This is a genomic window from Streptomyces sp. NPDC051987, from assembly GCF_040680735.1.
GTDB lineage: Bacteria > Actinomycetota > Actinomycetes > Streptomycetales > Streptomycetaceae > Streptomyces.
Genome location: NZ_JBFAXI010000032.1, coordinates 19,975 through 37,723 on the forward strand (window position 1 = coordinate 19,975; position 17,749 = coordinate 37,723).

Here is a 17,749-nt window from a genome sequence, read left to right on the forward strand (position 1 = left end):
GGCGGCCGTCACGCGTCGTGGGCCGCGCGTCGGCCGCCCATCTCCACCGCCGTGCAGCGCCAGCGCAGATCCGCGCCCTGCTCCAGGCGGAAGGCCATCGCGCGCAGACTGTCGCCCGCGGCGATCCGGGCGAACACCTCCAGGGCGCCTGCCCGCGGCACGTAGTAGCCGATGTCGCGGACGACGGGGTCGGCGCCGCGGGTGCGCAGCGGGCCGCGCTCGGCGAGCCGGGCCAGGTCGTCGTAGGCGTCGCCCGCGGTGTGCCGGAGCATCCAGTGCACGGGGCGGCGACCGCTCAGGACGGCCAGCAGGCGCTCCGCGAACAGGTCGGTGGGGCGCGGGCCCGGCGGGGCCGCCGGAGGCGCGAGCGGACGGCGCGAGGAGGGGGCGCCCGGACGGCGGGAGTCGCGGCGGCCGGGCGGCCGGGTGACCGGGCGGAGCTGTGCGGTCCTGGTCATGACCTTGTTCATGGGGGTCCCCGTTCGGCAGGCCCGGAGAGTGACCGGGCGGTAACTTGAAGTTACGGATCTTGTACGGGGCGCGGACGGCGGCAGCAAGGCGGTGGCGGTCCGTGTCGGGGGCCCGGGAAGGTTCACCTATCCGAGTGGTCAGGGGTGCGGTCGGTCCGTCGGGCGGGCGGCGGCACCGGGTGAATCGCGGGGCGTTTGGTTGACGTGCGGGGCGTCATCGCCCGGGACCCGAAAGGGGACGCCCGCACGTATCCTGAAGGCCCTCCGGAGGTGCCAGGTCCTCCGGGAGACGCAGAGTCGAAGAGCCCGGAAGAGAAGAGCGGCCAGCCATGCGCGTGTACGTCCCCCTGACCCTCCCCGGACTCGCCGAGGCGCACCGGACGGGCGAGCTGGGGACCGGTCCCTTCGTCGCCTACGCCGTCACGCCCGCGCTGCGCGAGTGGTACCTCTCCGACGACATAGAGGAACTGGAGTACGCCGCGCTCAACCGGGCCGCCCTGGCCTCCCTGCGGCTGCTGGCCGCCGATCCGGGCGCCGTCCGGCGCCGGGTGGTGGTCGCCGTCGACGTGCCCGACGGCGCGGCGGCGGCCGACCCGGACCGCGGGCTCGACCCGGCGGCGCTGGGCGAGGTCCGGGTCACCGGGACGGTGGCGCTGGCCAAGGCGGCCTCGGTGCACGTCGACTCCGACGACGCGCGGGAGGACGTGACGGCGGCGGCCGACGCGCTGGCGGCCGCGGACGACGGGGACGACGACGCGCAGTTCGTCGTGGACGGCGCCGAGGACCACGAACTGCTCTGGTATGCCACGCAGGAGATCGCGAACCTGGTGGAGCTGGGCGGCTGAGCGGGCCGCGTCTTGATTGTCAGTGCCGGCGGGTAGCGTTTTTGGCATGGGGAAGCACGAAAGCGCACACATTGTCTGGGACTGGAACGGGACGCTGTTCCACGACAACGACGCGATCATCGGGGCGACGAACGCGGCCTCGGCCGAGCTGGGCCTGGCGCCGATCACGCTGGAGCAGTACCGGGCGCTGTACTGCGTGCCGGTGCCGAAGTTCTACGAGCGGCTGATGGGGCGGCTGCCGACGCAGGCCGAGTGGGAGGTCATGGACGAGATCTTCCACCGCTACTACGCCGAGCACCGCGGTCGGTGCGGGCTGACCGAGGGGGCGGCGGAGCTGCTGGCCGGGTGGCGCGCGGCGGGGCGCAGCCAGTCGCTGCTGAGCATGTACGTGCACGACGAACTGGTCCCGCTGGTGCGGGGGTTCGGGATCGAGCCGCACTTCACGCGGGTGGAGGGCCGGCTCGGGCCGTCGGGCGGCAGCAAGGCCGAGCACATGGTGCGGCATCTGCGGTGGCTGGTGGATGTGGAGCCGCGGCGGACCGTGGTCATCGGAGACGCGGCGGACGACGCGGTGGCGGCGCGGGCGGCGGGGGCGCAGGCGGTGCTGTACACCGGGGGGTCGCACGGCAGAGCGAGCCTGGAGGAGGCCGGGGTGCCGGTCGTGGACTCACTGGCGGAGGCGGTCGAGGAGGCGGAACGACTGGTGGCGTGAGCGAGGGCCGAGATGGGGGTGGGGACGCTTACCGGCACGACTGCCCGCGGCTGTGACGGGCCCCGTAAGGGGCGCGGGGCTGTGCCCGTATGCGGCTCCGCCGCGGCGCGACCAGCCCCCACGCACCCGCGCCGTCAAACGCACCCCCAGCCCCCCGGTCGGCCGAGCCACCGCAGCCTCCCTGTGCAGAACGTCAAAGTTCCACCCCAGCTTTTGTACACATACGGCTCATGACGACCCCCCGGTCGGGAGCGATAGCCTTGGTGGCGTGATCAGCGCGATAGTTCGCGGGGGCCTCGGTGTCCCCGCCCTGCGCCCGGTGAGCACGGAACACCTCCGTGACCGGGCGGCGGTCGCTGGTTCTCCCGGGCGGAGGGCGCCGAAGGCGGCCCTGGCAGGGACGCTGCCGAGAGCAGCATCACACCTGCGGAGCAGCTCAAATATGGCTCAATACCCACCGCTCGTCTCACCCCGCGGCATAGCGTCGGAACAGACCGGAGACCCCGGCCGTGGCGTCGAGCCGCAGGGGGAAGAGCCCGTACTTCCTTCTACGTCACGCAATGGCGCGCGACAGGAGCCAGAGGACAATGCAGACCAAGCTGGACGAAGCCAAGGCCGAGCTGCTCGATCGGGCCGCCCGGGTAGCTGAGAACAGCCCGGCCGGGGGGCACCTACCGACTGGGACGACGGGAGAGGCGGATCAGGAGTCCGTCTTCGCGTTCCTCCAGCGCTACTACCTGCACACCGCACCGGAGGACCTCGCCGACCGCGACCCGGTCGACGTCTTCGGCGCCGCCGTCTCGCACTACCGTCTCGCCGAGACCCGCCCCCAGGGCACCGCGAACGTCCGGGTCCACACCCCGACCGTCGAGGAGAACGGGTGGACCTGCAGCCACACCGTGGTGGAGGTCGTCACCGACGACATGCCCTTCCTCGTGGACTCGGTCACCAATGAGCTGACCCGGCAGGGGCGCGGGATCCACGTCGTGATCCACCCCCAGTTCGTCGTCCGCCGGGACCTCACCGGCAAGCTGATCGAGGTGCTGCCCACCCCGCCCGCCGACGGCGAGCTGCCGCACGACACGCACATCGAGTCGTGGATCCACGTCGAGATCGACCGGGAGACCGACCGCTCCGACCTCAAGCAGATCACCGCCGACCTGCTGCGGGTGCTCTCCGACGTCCGGGAGGCCGTCGAGGACTGGGAGAAGATGCGGGAGTGCGCCGTCCGCGTCGCCGAGAACCTCGGCGAGGAGCCGGTCCCCGCCGACCTGCCGCGCCCCGAGGTGGAGGAGGCCCGCGAGCTGCTGCGCTGGCTGGCCGCCGACCACTTCACCTTCCTCGGCTTCCGCGAGTACCAGTTGCGCGAGGACGACTCGCTCGGCGCCGTGCCCGGCACCGGCCTCGGCATCCTGCGCTCCGACCCGCACCACTCGGCCGACGAGGGCCACCCGGTCAGCCCGTCCTTCGAGCGGCTCCCGGCCGACGCGCGCGCCAAGGCCCGCGAGCACAAGCTCCTCGTGCTGACCAAGGCGAACAGCCGGGCGACCGTGCACCGGCCGTCGTACCTGGACTACATCGGCGTCAAGAAGTTCGACGCGGACGGCAACGTGGTGGGGGAGCGGCGCTTCCTCGGCCTGTTCTCGTCCGCCGCCTACACCGAGTCGGTGCGCCGGGTGCCGGTCATCCGCCGCAAGGTCGACGGCGTGCTGGAGCGGGCGGGCTTCTCGCCCCACAGCCACGACGGCCGTGACCTGCTGCAGATCATGGAGACCTACCCGCGCGACGAACTGTTCCAGACCCCGGTCCCGGAGCTGGAGTCGATCGTCACCTCCGTCCTCTACCTCCAGGAGCGCCGCAGGCTGCGGCTCTACCTGCGCCAGGACGAGTACGGCCGCTACTACTCGGCCCTCGTCTACCTCCCGCGTGACCGCTACACCACCGGCGTCCGGCTGCGGATCATCGACATCCTGAAGGAGGAGCTCGGCGGCATCAGCGTCGACTTCACGGCCTGGAACACCGAGTCGATCCTGTCCCGGCTGCACTTCGTCGTCCGCGTCCCGCAGGGCACCGAGCTGCCCGAGCTGTCGGACGCCGACAAGGACCGCATCGAGGCCCGCCTGGTCGAGGCGGCCCGTTCCTGGACCGACGCCTTCGCCGAGGCGCTCAACGCCGAGTGCGGCGAGGAGCACGCGGCCGAACTGCTGCGCCGCTACGGCAACTCCTTCCCCGAGGGCTACAAGGCCGACCACACCCCGCGCGCCGCGGTCGCCGACCTGGTCCACCTGGAGCGGCTCACCGAGCAGGCGGGCGACGACTTCGCGCTCAGCCTCTACGAGCCGGTGGGCGCCGCACCCGACGAACGCCGGTTCAAGATCTACCGCAAGGGCGCGGCCATCTCCCTGTCGGCCGTGCTGCCGGTCCTCAGCCGGATCGGCGTCGAGGTGATCGACGAACGGCCGTACGAGCTGCGCTGCGCGGACCGGACGACCGCGTGGATCTACGACTTCGGCCTGCGGGTGCCGAAGGTGCAGGGCAGCGCTAGCGGCGACTACCTGGGGGACGACGGCCGCGAGCGGTTCCAGGACGCGTTCGCGGCCACCTGGACCGGCCAGGCGGAGAACGACGGCTTCAACGCGCTGGTGCTGAGCGCCGGCCTGAGCTGGCGGCAGGCGATGGTGCTGCGGGCGTACGCCAAGTACCTGCGGCAGGCCGGTTCCACGTTCAGCCAGGACTACATGGAGACGACGCTCCGCAACAACGTCCACACCACCCGGCTGCTCGTCTCGCTGTTCGAGGCGCGGATGTCGCCGGACCGGCAGAAGGCCGGCCTGGAGATCACCGACGCCCTGCTGGAGGAGCTGGACGCGGCGCTGGACCAGGTCGCGAGCCTGGACGAGGACCGCATCCTGCGCTCCTTCCTGACCGTCATCAAGGCCACCCTGCGCACCAACTTCTTCCAGCGGACGGCGCAGGGCACCCCCCACTCGTACGTCTCCATGAAGTTCGACCCGCAGGCCATCCCGGACCTCCCGGCGCCCCGGCCCGCGTTCGAGATCTGGGTGTACTCGCCGCGCGTCGAGGGTGTGCACCTGCGCTTCGGCAAGGTCGCGCGCGGCGGACTGCGCTGGTCCGACCGGCGCGAGGACTTCCGCACCGAGATCCTCGGCCTGGTCAAGGCGCAGATGGTGAAGAACACCGTCATCGTGCCGGTGGGCGCCAAGGGCGGTTTCGTCGCCAAGCAGCTGCCCGACCCGGGCGTGGACCGCGACGCGTGGCTCGCCGAGGGCATCGCCAGCTACCGGACGTTCATCTCGGCGCTGCTCGACATCACCGACAACATGGTGGCCGGCGAGGTCGTGCCCCCGCAGGACGTGGTCCGGCACGACGAGGACGACACCTACCTGGTGGTCGCGGCCGACAAGGGCACGGCGACGTTCTCCGACATCGCCAACGAGGTCGCCGCCAGCTACGACTTCTGGCTCGGCGACGCCTTCGCCTCCGGCGGCAGCGCGGGCTACGACCACAAGGGCATGGGGATCACCGCCCGCGGCGCCTGGGAGTCCGTGAAGCGGCACTTCCGGGAGCTGGGCGTCGACACCCAGACCGAGGACTTCACGGTCGTCGGCATCGGCGACATGTCCGGTGACGTGTTCGGCAACGGCATGCTGCTCAGCGAGCACATCCGCCTGGTCGCCGCCTTCGACCACCGGCACATCTTCATCGACCCGAACCCGGACGCGGCCACCTCCTACGCCGAGCGCCGCCGCCTGTTCGAGCTGCCCCGCTCCAGCTGGGGCGACTACGACACCGACCTGCTCTCGGCGGGCGGCGGGATCTTCCCGCGCAGCGCCAAGGCCATCCCGGTCAACAGCCACATCCGCGAGGCCCTCGGCATCGAGGAGAAGGTCGCGAAGCTGACCCCGGCCGACCTGATGAAGGCGATCCTCGGGGCACCGGTCGACCTGCTCTGGAACGGCGGCATCGGCACCTACGTCAAGGCGTCGACCGAGTCCAACGCGGACGTCGGCGACAAGGCCAACGACGCCATCCGCGTCGACGGCGCCGACCTGCGCGTCAAGGTCGTCGGCGAGGGCGGCAACCTGGGTCTGACCCAGCTCGGCCGGATCGAGTTCGCACGCCAGGGCGGCAAGATCAACACCGACGCCATCGACAACAGCGCGGGCGTGGACACCTCCGACCACGAGGTGAACATCAAGATCCTGCTCAACGGCGTGGTCGCGGACGGCGACATGACCGTCAAGCAGCGCAACAAGCTGCTCGCCGAGATGACCGACGAGGTCGGCGCCCTGGTGCTGCGCAACAACTACGCGCAGAACGTGGCGATCGCCAACGCGCTCGCCCAGTCCGGGGACATGCTCCACGCCCAGCAGCGGTTCCTGCGCCACCTGGTCAGGGAAGGCCACCTCGACCGGGCGCTGGAGTTCCTGCCCAGTGACCGCCAGATCCGCGAGCGCATCGGCACCGGCCAGGGCCTGACCGGCCCGGAGACGGCCGTCCTGCTGGCGTACACGAAGATCACGGTCGCCGACGAGCTGCTGGCCACCACGCTGCCGGACGACCCGTACCTGAGCGGCCTGCTGCACGCCTACTTCCCGACGGCCCTGCGCGAGCAGTTCGCCGCCGCGCTCGCCACGCACCCGCTGCGCCGCGAGATCACCACCACGGTCCTGGTCAACGACACGGTCAACACCGGTGGCACGACCTATCTGCACCGGCTGCGCGAGGAGACCGGGGCCTCCCTGGAGGAGATCGTGCGGGCGCAGACCGCGGCCCGAGCGATCTTCCGTTCGGCCCCGGTGTGGGACGCGGTCGAGGAACTGGACAACAAGGTCGACGCGGCCGTCCAGACCCGGATCCGGCTGCACTCCCGCCGTCTGGTGGAGCGCGGCACCCGCTGGCTCCTCAACAACCGGCCGCAGCCGCTCCAGCTCCTGGAGACCGTCGACTTCTTCTCCGAGCGGGTCGAGCACGTCTGGCAGCAGCTGCCGAAGCTGCTGCGCGGCGCCGACCTGGAGTGGTACCAGCACGTGTACGACGAGCTGTCCGGCGCCGGGGTGCCCGACGAGGTCGCCACCCGTGTGGCCGGGTTCTCCTCCGCCTTCCCGGCGCTGGACATCGTCTCGGTGGCCGACCGCATGGGCAGGGAGCCGCTGGACGTCGCCGAGGTCTACTACGACCTCGCCGACCGCCTCGGCGTCACCCAGCTGATGGACCGCATCATCGAGCTCCCGCGCGCCGACCGCTGGCAGTCGATGGCCCGCGCCTCCATCCGCGAGGACCTGTACGCGGCCCACGCGATGCTCACCGCCGACGTGCTCGCCGCGGGCGACGGCACGGCGACGCCCGAGCAGCGCTACCAGGCCTGGGAGGAGAAGAACAGCGCGATCCTGGGCCGGGCGCGGACCACCCTGGAGGAGATCCGCAGCTCGGACTCGTTCGATCTGGCCAACCTCTCGGTGGCCATGCGCACGATGCGGACGCTGCTGCGCACGCACTCGTAGTCACGTGAAAGCGCCCCGGGCCGGTGACGGTCCGGGGCGCTTTCCTGCCCACGCGGGCGGCTCATGCCTCAGGAGGGCTGGGCGGCCTTCGGCTTGGGCTTCGCCTTCGTCTTATCGGACTTGTCGCCGGTGAAGGCCTCGTACTCCGCGAGGACCTCCTCGGTCGGCCCGTCCATGCGCAGCACCCCGCGCTCCAGCCACAGCACCCGCTCGCAGGTGTCGCGGATGGACTTGTTGTTGTGGCTGACCAGGAAGACGGTGCCCGCGTGCTGGCGCAGCTCGCGGATGCGCTCCTCGGACCGCATCCGGAAGGACGCGTCACCGGTGGCCAGGGCCTCGTCGATGAGGAGGACGTCGTGGTCCTTGGCGGCGGCGATGGAGAAGCGGAGCCGGGCGCCCATGCCGGAGGAGTAGGTGCGCATCGGGAGCGTGATGAAGTCGCCCTTCTCGTTGATGCCGGAGAAGTCGACGATGTCCTGGTAGCGCTCCTTGATCTCCTCGCGGGACATGCCCATGGCGAGGCCGCCGAGGTAGACGTTCTTCTCGCCGGTCAGGTCGCCCATCAGGGCCGCGTTGACGCCGAGGAGGGAGGGCTGGCCGTCGGTGTAGATGGCGCCGTTCTCCACGGGGAGGAGCCCCGCGACGGCCTTGAGCAGGGTCGACTTGCCGGAGCCGTTGGTGCCGATCAGGCCGATCGCCTCGCCCTTGTAGGCGACGAAGGAGACGTTCTTGACCGCGTGCACCTTGCGGACGCCGGCCGCCTTCTCGGCCTGCTTGCGGCGCAGCATGCGGTTGAGGGCGGCGGTGGCGGAGCCGCGTCCCGCGCCGGTGCCGTTGACCCGGTAGACGATGTCGACGCTGTCGCAGATGACGGTGGGGATGTCGCTCACGACGCGGGGCTCGCGCACGGGCTCGTCGATCGTGCCGGAGCCGTCGGTCATGCCGGGGGTGTCCCTCATGGTGGGGGTGTCGCTCACGTTCTCAGCCACGGCCGTACGTCTCCTCAGCCTTCCAGAAGTAGATGAAGCCGCCGACGCCCGCGAGCAGGGCCCAGCCGGTCGCCGCCGCCCACACGTGCGGGGGCAGCTGGCTGGAGTGGAAACTGTCGATCAGCGCGTAACGCATGAGGTCGATGTAGACGGCGGCCGGGTTGGTCTCCAGCGCGATCGTCACCCAGTGGGGCAGATGGTCGCCCTTGGTCAGCTTGTCGATGCTCCACATCACGCCGGACACGTACATCCAGGTACGCAGGATGAACGGCATCAGCTGGGCGATGTCCGGGGTCTTCGCGCCCATCCGGGCCATGATCATCGCGACACCGGTGTTGAAGACGAACTGCAGCAGCAGCGCCGGGACGGCCAGTACCCAGGAGAAGGCGATGGGGACGCCGAAGCAGAGCAGGATGACGACGAGGGCGGCCATCGAGAACAGCAGCTGCTGGAGCTGCTGGAGCGCGAACGAGATCGGCAGCGCGGCCCGAGGGAAGTGCAGGGCCCGCACCAGGCCGAGGTTGCCGGAGATCGCCCGGGTGCCCGCCATGATCGAGCTCTGCGTGAACGTCCAGATGAACACGCCGGTGACCAGGAACGGGATGTAGTCCGGCACGTGCCGCTTGGTTCCGAGCAGGACACCGAAGATGAAGTAGTACACCGCCGCGTTCAGCAGGGGCGTCATGACCTGCCAGATCTGCCCGAGCTTCGCCTGGGCGTACTGGGCGGTGAGCTTGGCGGTGGCGAACGCGGTGATGAAGTGCCGCCGCGCCCACAGCTGGCGGATGTACTGGGGCAGGGAGGGACGGGCGCCGCTGACCGAGAGTCCGTACCGGGCGGCGAGAGCCGCGAGGTCGTCCTCGGCCGTGACCGGGGCCGGGGGCGGTGTGTGGAGAACCTGGGTCACATCCGCTGCTTTCACTCGGGGGGTGGGGTGCGGCGTCCGGCTGGGCGCCTGGCCCCGTCATCCGGCGTTTCCTTACGTTTCTCTTCACGTTTTCTTACGTCGGGACGGGGCCGTATCGTCGCAACGGGAGCGTAGGCCGAGTCAGCGTCGGAACGCAACCGTTTCGTCGTCACGAGGGATGTGCGCCGTGACACGTTCGAGGTCAGGGCGCGACCGATTCGTTGCCGTAAGGCGCGCACACGTGTTCGGTGCGGAGGTGAGCAGGGGCGTGTGCAGCGCACCCGCGGTGCGGCGACGGGTGGCGGCTCCATGCCGTCGTGTCGTCGGAACGCGACCGTTTCGTCGTTACGCCCCTATGCTGGGACCATGACGACGAACGCCGAGGAGTCCCAGACGCGTCCGCGCCGACGAGCCCCCGCCGGCGCGGCCGTCCTCCGCGAGGACGTGACCGAGGCCATCCGGGCCGCCGTCTTCGAGGAGCTCGCGGCGGTCGGCTATGCCCGGATGTCCATCGAGGGCATCGCGCGCCGGGCGGGCGTCGGCAAGACCGCCGTCTACCGCCGCTGGCGCTCCAAGCTGCACCTGGTCCTCGACGTCGTCTCCGCCCTTGCCGTGATGGGCCTGCCGGTGCCCAACACCGGCTCGCTGGAGGGCGACCTGCGGCTGCTCTACGAGGTCACCTCCCGCGCGCTGCGCCACCCGGTCGCCTCCCAGATCATCCCGGACCTCCAGGCCGAGGCGGCCCGCAACCCCGACATCGCCGAGGCCATGCAGAAGACGCTGCGCGAGGGCCAGGAGGGCGTCGCCAGCAAGATCATCGAGGCGGCGCAGCGGCGCGGCGAACTCGCCGAGGGCCTCGACGACGACCTGGCCATGGACCTCATCTCCGGCCCCCTCTACTGGCGCTCGGTGGTGATCCGCACCCCGAAGCTGCCCAAGGGCTATCTGACGGCGCTGGCCCGCGGCACCACGGAGGCACTCAAGGCCCTCTGAACCACTCCGCCGGCGATGCGGCAGGCGCGGCCGGCCGTCTCGTCCTGGAGGGCGCAGGCATCCCCGCTCACGCAGCGGACGACGAACCTGGCACCGCGCATCGCACACCACGCACCACATACCGCGCGCCCACCGCGCACCGCATACCGCGCGCCCACCGCGCACCGCCACCGGCCCGCTCACCGCGACGGTGCCGGCCGACGTGGCTCAGCAGGACGTCACCCTGCGGGAGCGGCCGGTCGCGGGCATTTCCCACCCCTTGCCCCCCTCGGGAACCGTGCCGAGAAGGCACCCTCCGGGCCGGACTCGAAGGGGGCGCCGAGGGCGTCGCCGACGGCGGAGCCGGTGATGGCGCCCAGGGCGCGGTCGAGGGGGGACGGGTGGGGCATGCCCGCAGGGTACGGGGTCAGCCGCGGACCGCCTCGGGGTGGAGCCGGACCCAGCCCTCCCAGGCCGAGGTGATCATGTCCTGGACGTCGTGCTTGGCCTTCCAGTCGAGCTCGGTGGTGATGCGCTCGGCGGAGGCGACCACGCGGGCCGGGTCGCCGGGGCGGCGCGGGGCGACCACCGGGGGGAGGTCGTAGCCGGTGACCGCATTGATGCGGTCGATCATCTCGCGGACCGAGACGCCCTCACCGCGTCCGATGTTCAGGGTCAGCTCGCGGCCCGGCTCGGCCTGGAGGGCGCGGGCGGCGGCCACATGGGCGTCGGCCAGGTCCACCACGTGGATGTAGTCGCGGACGCAGGTGCCGTCCGGCGTCGCGTAGTCGTCGCCGAAGATGCGCGGCGGCGCGTGCTCCGTGAGCTTCTCGAAGACCATCGGGACGAGGTTGTACACGCCCACGTCGGCGAGGTCGGGGCGGGCCGCGCCCGCCACGTTGAAGTAGCGCAGCGAGGCCGTGGCCAGACCGGTGGCCCGGCCCGTCGCGCGGACCAGCCACTCGCCCGCGAGCTTCGTCTCGCCGTACGGCGACATCGGCACGCACGGCGTCTCCTCCGTCACCAGCTCGACGTCCGGCATGCCGTAGACGGCGGCGGAGGAGGAGAACACGAAGGACGGGACCCGGGCCTCCGTCACGGCCCCCAGCAGCACCCGCAGGCCTTCGACGTTCTCGTGGTAGTAGTGCAGCGGGCGGTCCACCGACTCGCCGACCTGCTTCTTCGCCGCCAGGTGCACCACCCCGGTCACCTCGTGCTCGGCCAGCACGCGCGCGACCTTCTCGCCGTCGAGCGTGGAGCCCGTCACCAGCGGCACGTCCTCGGGAAGGCGTTCGGTGATGCCGGTGGACAGGTCGTCGTACACCACCGTCCGCTCGCCCGCCTCCGTCATCGCCCGTACGACGTGCGCCCCGATGTAACCGGCGCCGCCGGTGATCAGCCAGGTCATGTGTGGCCGTCCCCTCCGTCAGTTGGCCCGTGGTGTTCGTCAGCCGCGGTCACCCCTCAGTGAAGCAGGTGCGGCCGCCCTCCGTGGACCGCTGACCTGGCTGGTCGGCATCCTGTGGACAAGTTCCGCGTTCCCGCGGTGGCGGGTGGCGCGCCACAGCCGGGTCAGGGAGAGCACGGCGGCGCCGGTCAGCAGGCCGTTGCGGGCGAGCATCAGCAGACAGCCGGTCCAGGTGCCCTGGACGACGTCGGCGTAGAACGCGGGATAGGCGACGGCGCTGAGCCCGGTCGCCACCGCGACCAGCGCGGCGACCGGACGCTGGGTGGTGTGCCGTGAGGTCAGGCAGACGGCGGCCAGGCCGAGCAGCCAGACCATGTACTGCGGGCTGATCACCCGGCTGGTGACGGTGAAGAGGAGCACGGCGCTCAGGGCCGCGTCGTACGGGGTGGCCGGACTCCAGTGCCTGGCCCGTACCCGCCACAGCAGCAGCAGCGCGAAGGCGGCCGCCGTGAGCCCGAGGGAGACGGTCGCCACCGCGCGCACGTACGGGCCGACCAGTTCGATGGCGCCGTACTGGTAGTGGGTCGTGCCCCGCCAGCCTGCGTGCCGCGCGAGGCTGAGCGCGGTCCCGCCGAGCGACTCGACCTGCACACCCCGGCCGCCCTGCTGGCGGAGGAAGGCCAGCGGGTTGCGGAACGACACCACGAGGGCGGCGAGGGCCACGGACCCGGTCAGGGCCGCGGACAGCCAGGCCGTACGGGTCGCACGCCCGCGCTCCAGGCCGAGCAGCACCAGCGCCGGCCACACCTTCACCAGCCCGCCCAGCGCCGCGAGCGCACCGCACGCGCGCGTGGAGCGCTCCAGCGCCAACAGGGAGAGCACCGCGAAGGCGGTGACCTCCACGTCGTAGCGGGCGAGGGGGAGGTGCAGCAGCAGGGGCAGACCGCCGGTCCAGAAGGCCGCGCCGAGCAGGGTGCGGCCGGGGCGCGTGCCCGCGCGGGCGAGCGCCGCCGTGATCAGCGCGTCGGCGGCCAGGGTGAGCGCCACGAACGCCTGGAAGTAGCTCGGTCCGGGCACCAGCCCCGGCGCCAGCAGCACCGCGCCGGCGCCCGGCGGGTACTGCCACAACGTGTCGTGCGCCGGGAACGCGCCGTGCGACAGCACGCCGTACCAGTGGAAGTACAGCCGCCACACCTCCCGCGCGACCGCTCCGTGCCCCAGGGCCCGCTCGTTGTTGTGGGCGAGGAGCCACAGCATCGCCGCGCGCGTGGCCGCCCACGCGACGGCGAGACAGAGGAGATGAGGGAACCGGGGGAGCCGGGGGAGTCGAGGGAGTCGAACAGGCGAGGCGAACGGGGCGGCTGGGAGCGGGGCGTACGGGTGGCGGTTCATCGACCGCGAGCGTAAGCCGCGCGGATGGTGTATCCATGCCGATACGCCGTCATTACCCGGCAAAGGTTGGCTAATCGCAAAAGATCGGGCCGTGGTGAGTATCGGGCCTCTCGAAAAAGCACATCCGCGACACCCGTCGCACCCACCGCGTCCACCGCGAAAGACGCGAAAGACGCGAAAGACGCGAACGACGCGCACAGCGCTGGGCCGTCGGCCGGCTCCACGGAGTGGCCCGCGTCCGCCGGGCGGGCCGCTCCGGTGGCCCGGGGCCGCCCGGGTCCTCGCCGTGGCCGTCCCGGCCGCGGCGATGCTCGCGGTCGGCTTCTGGGGGCTGCGCCGCGGTGGCATGTGGCGCGACGAAGCCGTCACCTACCAGGTCGCCCGGCGCACGGTGCCGCAGATCTGGCGGCTGCTGCACGACGTGGACGCGGTGCACGGCCTGTACTACCTGCTGATGCACGTCGTCCTCGGCGCCGACCCCGGCCACCCCGGCGAGGTCGTCCTGCGGCTGCCCTCGGTGTGCGCGGCCGCCGTCACCGCCGGCCTGGTCGGCGCCCTCGGCGCCCGCCTGGCCCGGCCGCGGGTCGGCCTGTGGGCCGGGCTGCTGTACGCGGTCAACCCGCTGGTCGGCCACTACGCGCAGGAGGGCCGTTCGTACGCCCTGGTCGCCGCGGGCGCCACCGGGGCGACGCTGCTTTTCGTCCGGGCGGTGCGGGAGGAGGGCCGACGGGCCTGGTGGTGGTACGGCACCGTCCTCGCCGTCACCTGCTGGCTGCACGAGTTCGCCGTCCTGCTGCTGCTCGCGCACGCGGGAACCCTGGCGCTGGCCCGTGCGTCGGGAAGGGTGTGGCGGGGGTGGTGCTGCGCGGCCGGGGGCGTGGCGCTGTCGCTGCTGCCGATGGTCGTGGTCTCCCGCGGGCAGTCGGCCCAGGTGGCCTGGCTGCGGGAGCCGGACGTGGAGACCGCGCAGGAGTTGCTGCGCCAGTACCTCGGACCGACCGGCGGGGTGTACTGGACGTGCCTGGCGCTGGGGCTGCTCGGCCTGACCCGGTGGGCGGGCCGGCGCGGTGAGGTGAGCCTCGCGGCGGTCGCGCTGCCGCTCGCGGTGCTGCCGCCGGTGGCCCTGATGCTGGCCTCGCAGCTCACCCCGCTGTACGTCGACCGGTACGTGCTGTACGCGCTGGCCGGGGCGCCGCTGCTGGTGGCGCTGGGCGCGGACCGGGTCGCCGGGCTGCTCGGCCGCCTCTGGTCGCGCGCCGCGGCCACCACGCCCCGGGCACCGCTGCTCACCCTGGCCGGGGTCCTGGCGGTCCTGCTCTCCGTCGCCCACCAGATTCCGCTGCTGCGGGCGGACCGGGTGGCGGGCACCCGCCCCGACGACCTGGGGGCGGTCGCGGCGGCCGTCGCCCGGACGCTGCGGCCCGGCGACCCCGTGCTGTTCCTGCCGGCTCACGCGCGCGGGGCCGAACTCGCCTATCCCGCCGACTTCAAGGCCACGAGGGACGTCGCGCTGGCCGAACCCGGTCCGGAATCGGGGACGTTGTACGGGCGCGAGGTCGGGGAGGCGACGCTGCGGCGGCGGTTGGCGGGGGCCGACGAGGTGTGGGCCGTGATGGAGAAGTACGCGCTGGTGAGCGGCTACCGGCCGCGGCTTCCGACGGAGCGGGCCAAGTTCGCCGTGCTGAACCAGCAGTTCGTGCTGCGGGAGGAGATGGTGATCGACCGGGTCGCGCTGAGGCTGTACGTGCGCCCGCTGCGGATGGGTGCGGAGGAGTCCGGGCTGCACGGTCGGTGAGGGCTCGTCAGGCCCACGGCGGCCGTACGCCGACTACGGCCGCCCGCCGCTGAGAGCGAGGGGGCGGCGGCGCCTCAGCACGAGCCCTCCGCCAGGGCCGCCGCGTCCAGGGTCCCCGTCAGCTGGTCCAGACGCGCCTTCAGGTCCCGGATCTCGTCCACGTCGAAGCCCGTCGCCGTCACGATCCGCCGCGGCACCTCCTGTGCGCGTTCCCGCAGCGCGGACCCCTCCTCCGTCAGGCGGACCTCCACCGAGCGCTCGTCCCGGACGCTGCGCTCGCGGCGCACCAGGCCCGCCGCCTCCAGGCGCTTGAGCAGCGGTGACAGGGTGCCGGAGTCCAGGCGCAGGTGTTCGCCGAGCTTCTTGACGGGCAGGTCGCCCTGTTCCCAGAGCACCAGCATCACCAGGTACTGCGGGTAGGTGAGCCCGAGGTCCTTGAGGATCACGCGGTAGACGCCGTTGAAGGCGCGGGACGCGGCGTGCAGGGAGAAGCAGATCTGGCGGTCCAGGTGGAGCCACTCCGCCTCGGCGGCGGGGCTGGGGGGCGGGGTCGCTGCGGTCATGGGTCCATGGTACCGCCTTGCGCGCCATTCGGTTGTGCGCAATTGAATTGTGTGCTCTACTTGTGTTCGTGAGGGCGGCCGGAACCGGAGCCGCCGGCACACCGACGCTTCGCACACCGACGCATCGCGCACTTCGAGAGGGATGGTCTTCCATGGACGCGCTCTACACCGCAGCCGCCACCGCCACCGGCCGGGAAGGACGGGCTGTCAGCTCGGACGGGCAGCTGGACCTCACGCTGGCGTTCCCGGCCGCGCTGGGCGGCAACGGCCAGGGCACCAACCCCGAGCAGCTCTTCGCCGCCGGTTACGCCGCCTGTTTCGCCAGCGCCCTCGGCGCCATCGGCCGCCAGGCCAAGGTCGACACCGGCGAGATCTCCGTGACCGCCGAGGTCGGCATCGGCAAGGACGAGTCCGACGGCGGCTTCGCGCTCAAGGTCACCCTGCGCGTCGAGCTGCCCGAGGCGCTCGCCAACGAGACCGGTGAGAAGCTGGTCCACCAGGCCCACGCGTACTGCCCCTACTCCAAGGCCACCAAGGGCAACATCCCGGTCGAGCTCGTCATCGAGTAACCGGCGCTCCGGCCGCCGCCCGCGCCGGGGGCGTGTCCCCCGTCCGGGTGAGCCGCGCGAGCACCTCCCCGGTCCGCCGGCTCCAGTCCACGACCACCGCCTCCGCGGGCAGCCGCTCCCGCCGCGTCAGCAGCAGCCAGCGCACCCCGGGCCGGTGGTCGTGGCCGTCGGCCAGCTCGATGCCGTAGCCGGGGAGCAGGCGGACGGCGTAGTAGGCGTCCGTGCGCACCGGCTCCCCGGGTTTGATGTGCCGGGCCGCCCAGTCGTACGACGGCCAGCGCGGCGGCTGGACGAAGCCCACCGGGTCCACCGAGCGGGGGACGACCGCCCCGGCCTGCGCGGCCAGAAAGCCCAGGCAGACCCCGCCGGCCGCGGCCCAGCCGAGTGCCCGCCGCCGACCGGACCAGGGTCGCTGCGCCGCCAGCTCGACGGCGAGCGCGCACTGCGGCGCCAGCAGGACGAGCCCGAGCACCGCGGGCGGCAGCCCGTAGGCCAGCAGCAGGCACTCCAGAGCGAACAGCAGCACGAGCGGATCCCGCCAGCCCACGTGCCCCGACGCGCCCCGGGCGGCCGCCCCGGCCCGCGCGGCCACGGAGCCTCGCCCGGCCGTCCCGCCCCGCCCGGCCGCCCGGCGCCCCCGCAGCCACAGCGCCGGGAGTCCCAGCAGGGCCAGCCAGCACTGACCGGCCAACCCGGCCAACCCGGCCGACCCGTCGTACGACGTGTACGAGCCGTACGAGCCGTACACGGCGTGAGAACCGTACGGCGACAGCACGCGTGGGTGGGTCCCGAAGGCGAGCGCGGCCGCCGCCACCGCGCACAGCAGCGCCCACCGCACCCACACCGCCCCCCGCCACCCCCGCTGCCACCCCGCCACGAACGCCACCGCCCCGGCCGCCGCGCCCGCCCCGGTCCCCGGGTCGACCAGAGCCACCGCCCCGTACAGCAGTCCGAGCGCCGCGTAGCCGGACAGGCTGCGCAGGCCGCTCGGGCCGACGTAGCGCACCCGGCGCAGATCCAGGGCGCGGCTGCCGGTCAGCGCCCAGGCCCAGAAGGTGAGGCCGAGGGCGAACGCCGACGGGTAGCCGAGGCTGCCGGTCAGCGGCAGCAGCGCCAGCGAGCCCCCGCCCCAGGCCGGCCGGGTGCCCCACAGCACGGACAGGAAGGCCAGCGCCAGCACCGGTGCCCACGGGCGCGGGGTGAGGACGCGGACCAGCCGGCCGAGGCCCGTCAGCAGCACCAGGAGGTTCAGCGGGCCGCACACCCGCAGCAGCTGCCATCCGCTGAGCCCGGTCAGCCGCGCCAGCGCACCCTGCGCCGCCACGTACGGGGACACGCCCGGGTCCGGCAGGCCCGCCCGCAGCCGGGCCACCGCCGCGGCGTGCAGTCCGGCCTCGCAGCACGGCGGGACCCGCCAGTACGCCAGGGTCATGAGCAGCCAGAACAGCAGGCCGAAGACCTGGTACGGGGTGAGTCTGCGGACCCGGCCGCCGCGCAGGGCGGTGGAGCCACGCGGGGCGCGCCGGAGCAGGATGCCGGTGCTCACCGGCGGAGACGGACAGGACGGACCATTTGTCCAGTGTTCCCGTGCGCTCCGACGAC

Annotated in this window: 13 protein-coding genes and 1 pseudogene; 6 read left to right on the plus strand and 8 right to left on the minus strand. The window is 72.5% G+C overall.

Annotated elements, in window-relative coordinates; all coding sequences use genetic code 11:
* Positions 1-8 precede the first annotated feature (8 nt).
* On the minus strand, positions 9-470 hold the full coding sequence (locus AB0M11_RS19085; RefSeq protein ID WP_365706850.1) for an Rv3235 family protein: 462 nt from the start codon (positions 468-470) through the stop codon (positions 9-11).
* Between the two features lie 329 nt (positions 471-799).
* Between AB0M11_RS19085 and AB0M11_RS19090 the strand changes: the two genes are divergently transcribed.
* The 3 genes from AB0M11_RS19090 (at position 800) to AB0M11_RS19100 (ending at position 7,552) form a co-directional block, all read left to right on the plus strand.
* Positions 800-1,315 carry a hypothetical protein gene (locus tag AB0M11_RS19090; RefSeq protein ID WP_365706851.1) on the plus strand — a complete coding sequence of 172 codons (516 nt, stop codon included), beginning with the start codon at positions 800-802 and terminating at the stop codon, positions 1,313-1,315.
* A 46-nt stretch (positions 1,316-1,361) separates the two neighbouring features.
* Positions 1,362-2,027, plus strand: coding sequence for an HAD hydrolase-like protein (locus AB0M11_RS19095; RefSeq protein WP_365706853.1), 666 nt, complete (start codon positions 1,362-1,364; stop codon positions 2,025-2,027).
* A gap of 587 nt (positions 2,028-2,614) precedes the next feature.
* Entirely contained in the window at positions 2,615-7,552 is a 4,938-nt protein-coding gene (locus AB0M11_RS19100) for an NAD-glutamate dehydrogenase (RefSeq protein ID WP_365706855.1), read from the plus strand.
* 68 nt (positions 7,553-7,620) lie between these two features.
* On the opposite strand, the gene AB0M11_RS19105 is transcribed toward AB0M11_RS19100, so the two are convergent.
* Together AB0M11_RS19105 and AB0M11_RS19110 are read right to left on the minus strand one after the other, a co-directional pair.
* The gene (locus tag AB0M11_RS19105; RefSeq protein ID WP_365706957.1) at positions 7,621-8,493 is read right to left on the minus strand and encodes an ABC transporter ATP-binding protein; all 873 of its coding nucleotides are present in this window, start codon (positions 8,491-8,493) and stop codon (positions 7,621-7,623) included.
* Positions 8,494-8,533: 40 nt separating this feature from the next.
* Positions 8,534-9,448, minus strand: coding sequence for an ABC transporter permease (locus AB0M11_RS19110; protein WP_365706857.1), 915 nt, complete (start codon positions 9,446-9,448; stop codon positions 8,534-8,536).
* Positions 9,449-9,814: 366 nt separating this feature from the next.
* On the opposite strand from AB0M11_RS19110, the gene AB0M11_RS19115 reads away from it, so the two are divergent.
* Positions 9,815-10,441 carry a TetR/AcrR family transcriptional regulator gene (locus AB0M11_RS19115; RefSeq protein ID WP_365706859.1) on the plus strand — a complete coding sequence of 209 codons (627 nt, stop codon included), beginning with the start codon at positions 9,815-9,817 and terminating at the stop codon, positions 10,439-10,441.
* A 269-nt stretch (positions 10,442-10,710) separates the two neighbouring features.
* On the opposite strand, the pseudogene AB0M11_RS19120 reads toward AB0M11_RS19115, so the two are convergent.
* The 3 genes and pseudogenes from AB0M11_RS19120 to AB0M11_RS19130 all read right to left on the minus strand — a co-directional run.
* Positions 10,711-10,830 (minus strand): annotated as a pseudogene (locus AB0M11_RS19120) (ADP-ribosylglycohydrolase family protein); the annotation flags it as partial.
* Positions 10,831-10,847: 17 nt separating this feature from the next.
* The gene (gene galE / locus AB0M11_RS19125) at positions 10,848-11,828 is read right to left on the minus strand and encodes a UDP-glucose 4-epimerase GalE (protein WP_365706860.1); all 981 of its coding nucleotides are present in this window, start codon (positions 11,826-11,828) and stop codon (positions 10,848-10,850) included.
* Between the two features lie 39 nt (positions 11,829-11,867).
* On the minus strand, positions 11,868-13,085 hold the full coding sequence (locus AB0M11_RS19130) for a glycosyltransferase family 87 protein (protein WP_365706862.1): 1,218 nt from the start codon (positions 13,083-13,085) through the stop codon (positions 11,868-11,870).
* 421 nt (positions 13,086-13,506) lie between these two features.
* Between AB0M11_RS19130 and AB0M11_RS19135 the strand changes: the two genes are divergently transcribed.
* Entirely contained in the window at positions 13,507-15,015 is a 1,509-nt protein-coding gene (locus AB0M11_RS19135) for a glycosyltransferase family 39 protein (RefSeq protein ID WP_365706864.1), read from the plus strand.
* 74 nt (positions 15,016-15,089) lie between these two features.
* On the opposite strand, the gene AB0M11_RS19140 is transcribed toward AB0M11_RS19135, so the two are convergent.
* Positions 15,090-15,578 carry a MarR family transcriptional regulator gene (locus tag AB0M11_RS19140; protein WP_365706866.1) on the minus strand — a complete coding sequence of 163 codons (489 nt, stop codon included), beginning with the start codon at positions 15,576-15,578 and terminating at the stop codon, positions 15,090-15,092.
* A 152-nt stretch (positions 15,579-15,730) separates the two neighbouring features.
* On the opposite strand from AB0M11_RS19140, the gene AB0M11_RS19145 reads away from it, so the two are divergent.
* On the plus strand, positions 15,731-16,147 hold the full coding sequence (locus AB0M11_RS19145; protein WP_365706868.1) for an organic hydroperoxide resistance protein: 417 nt from the start codon (positions 15,731-15,733) through the stop codon (positions 16,145-16,147).
* Here AB0M11_RS19145 and AB0M11_RS19150 read toward each other — a convergent pair.
* Complete coding sequence (locus AB0M11_RS19150) at positions 16,137-17,693, minus strand: hypothetical protein (protein WP_365706870.1); 1,557 nt, start codon at positions 17,691-17,693, stop codon at positions 16,137-16,139. The two genes, AB0M11_RS19145 and AB0M11_RS19150, sit on opposite strands and share 11 nt — an antisense overlap.
* Between the last annotated feature and the right edge of the window lie 56 nt (positions 17,694-17,749).

Bases quoted from the DNA above. Each gene is read 5' to 3' on its own strand.
- AB0M11_RS19115 (WP_365706859.1), top strand. From the start codon at position 9,815: ATGACGACGAACGCCGAGGAGTCCCAGACGCGTCCGCGCCGACGAGCC.
- AB0M11_RS19130 (WP_365706862.1), bottom strand. From the start codon at position 13,085: ATGCTGTGGCTCCTCGCCCACAACAACGAGCGGGCCCTGGGGCACGGA.
- AB0M11_RS19145 (WP_365706868.1), top strand. From the start codon at position 15,731: ATGGACGCGCTCTACACCGCAGCCGCCACCGCCACCGGCCGGGAAGGA.
- AB0M11_RS19085 (WP_365706850.1), bottom strand. From the start codon at position 470: ATGAACAAGGTCATGACCAGGACCGCACAGCTCCGCCCGGTCACCCGG.
- AB0M11_RS19105 (WP_365706957.1), bottom strand. From the start codon at position 8,493: ATGACCGACGGCTCCGGCACGATCGACGAGCCCGTGCGCGAGCCCCGC.
- AB0M11_RS19095 (WP_365706853.1), top strand. From the start codon at position 1,362: ATGGGGAAGCACGAAAGCGCACACATTGTCTGGGACTGGAACGGGACG.
- galE (WP_365706860.1), bottom strand. From the start codon at position 11,828: ATGACCTGGCTGATCACCGGCGGCGCCGGTTACATCGGGGCGCACGTC.
- AB0M11_RS19140 (WP_365706866.1), bottom strand. From the start codon at position 15,578: ATGACCGCAGCGACCCCGCCCCCCAGCCCCGCCGCCGAGGCGGAGTGG.
- AB0M11_RS19100 (WP_365706855.1), top strand. From the start codon at position 2,615: ATGCAGACCAAGCTGGACGAAGCCAAGGCCGAGCTGCTCGATCGGGCC.
- AB0M11_RS19090 (WP_365706851.1), top strand. From the start codon at position 800: ATGCGCGTGTACGTCCCCCTGACCCTCCCCGGACTCGCCGAGGCGCAC.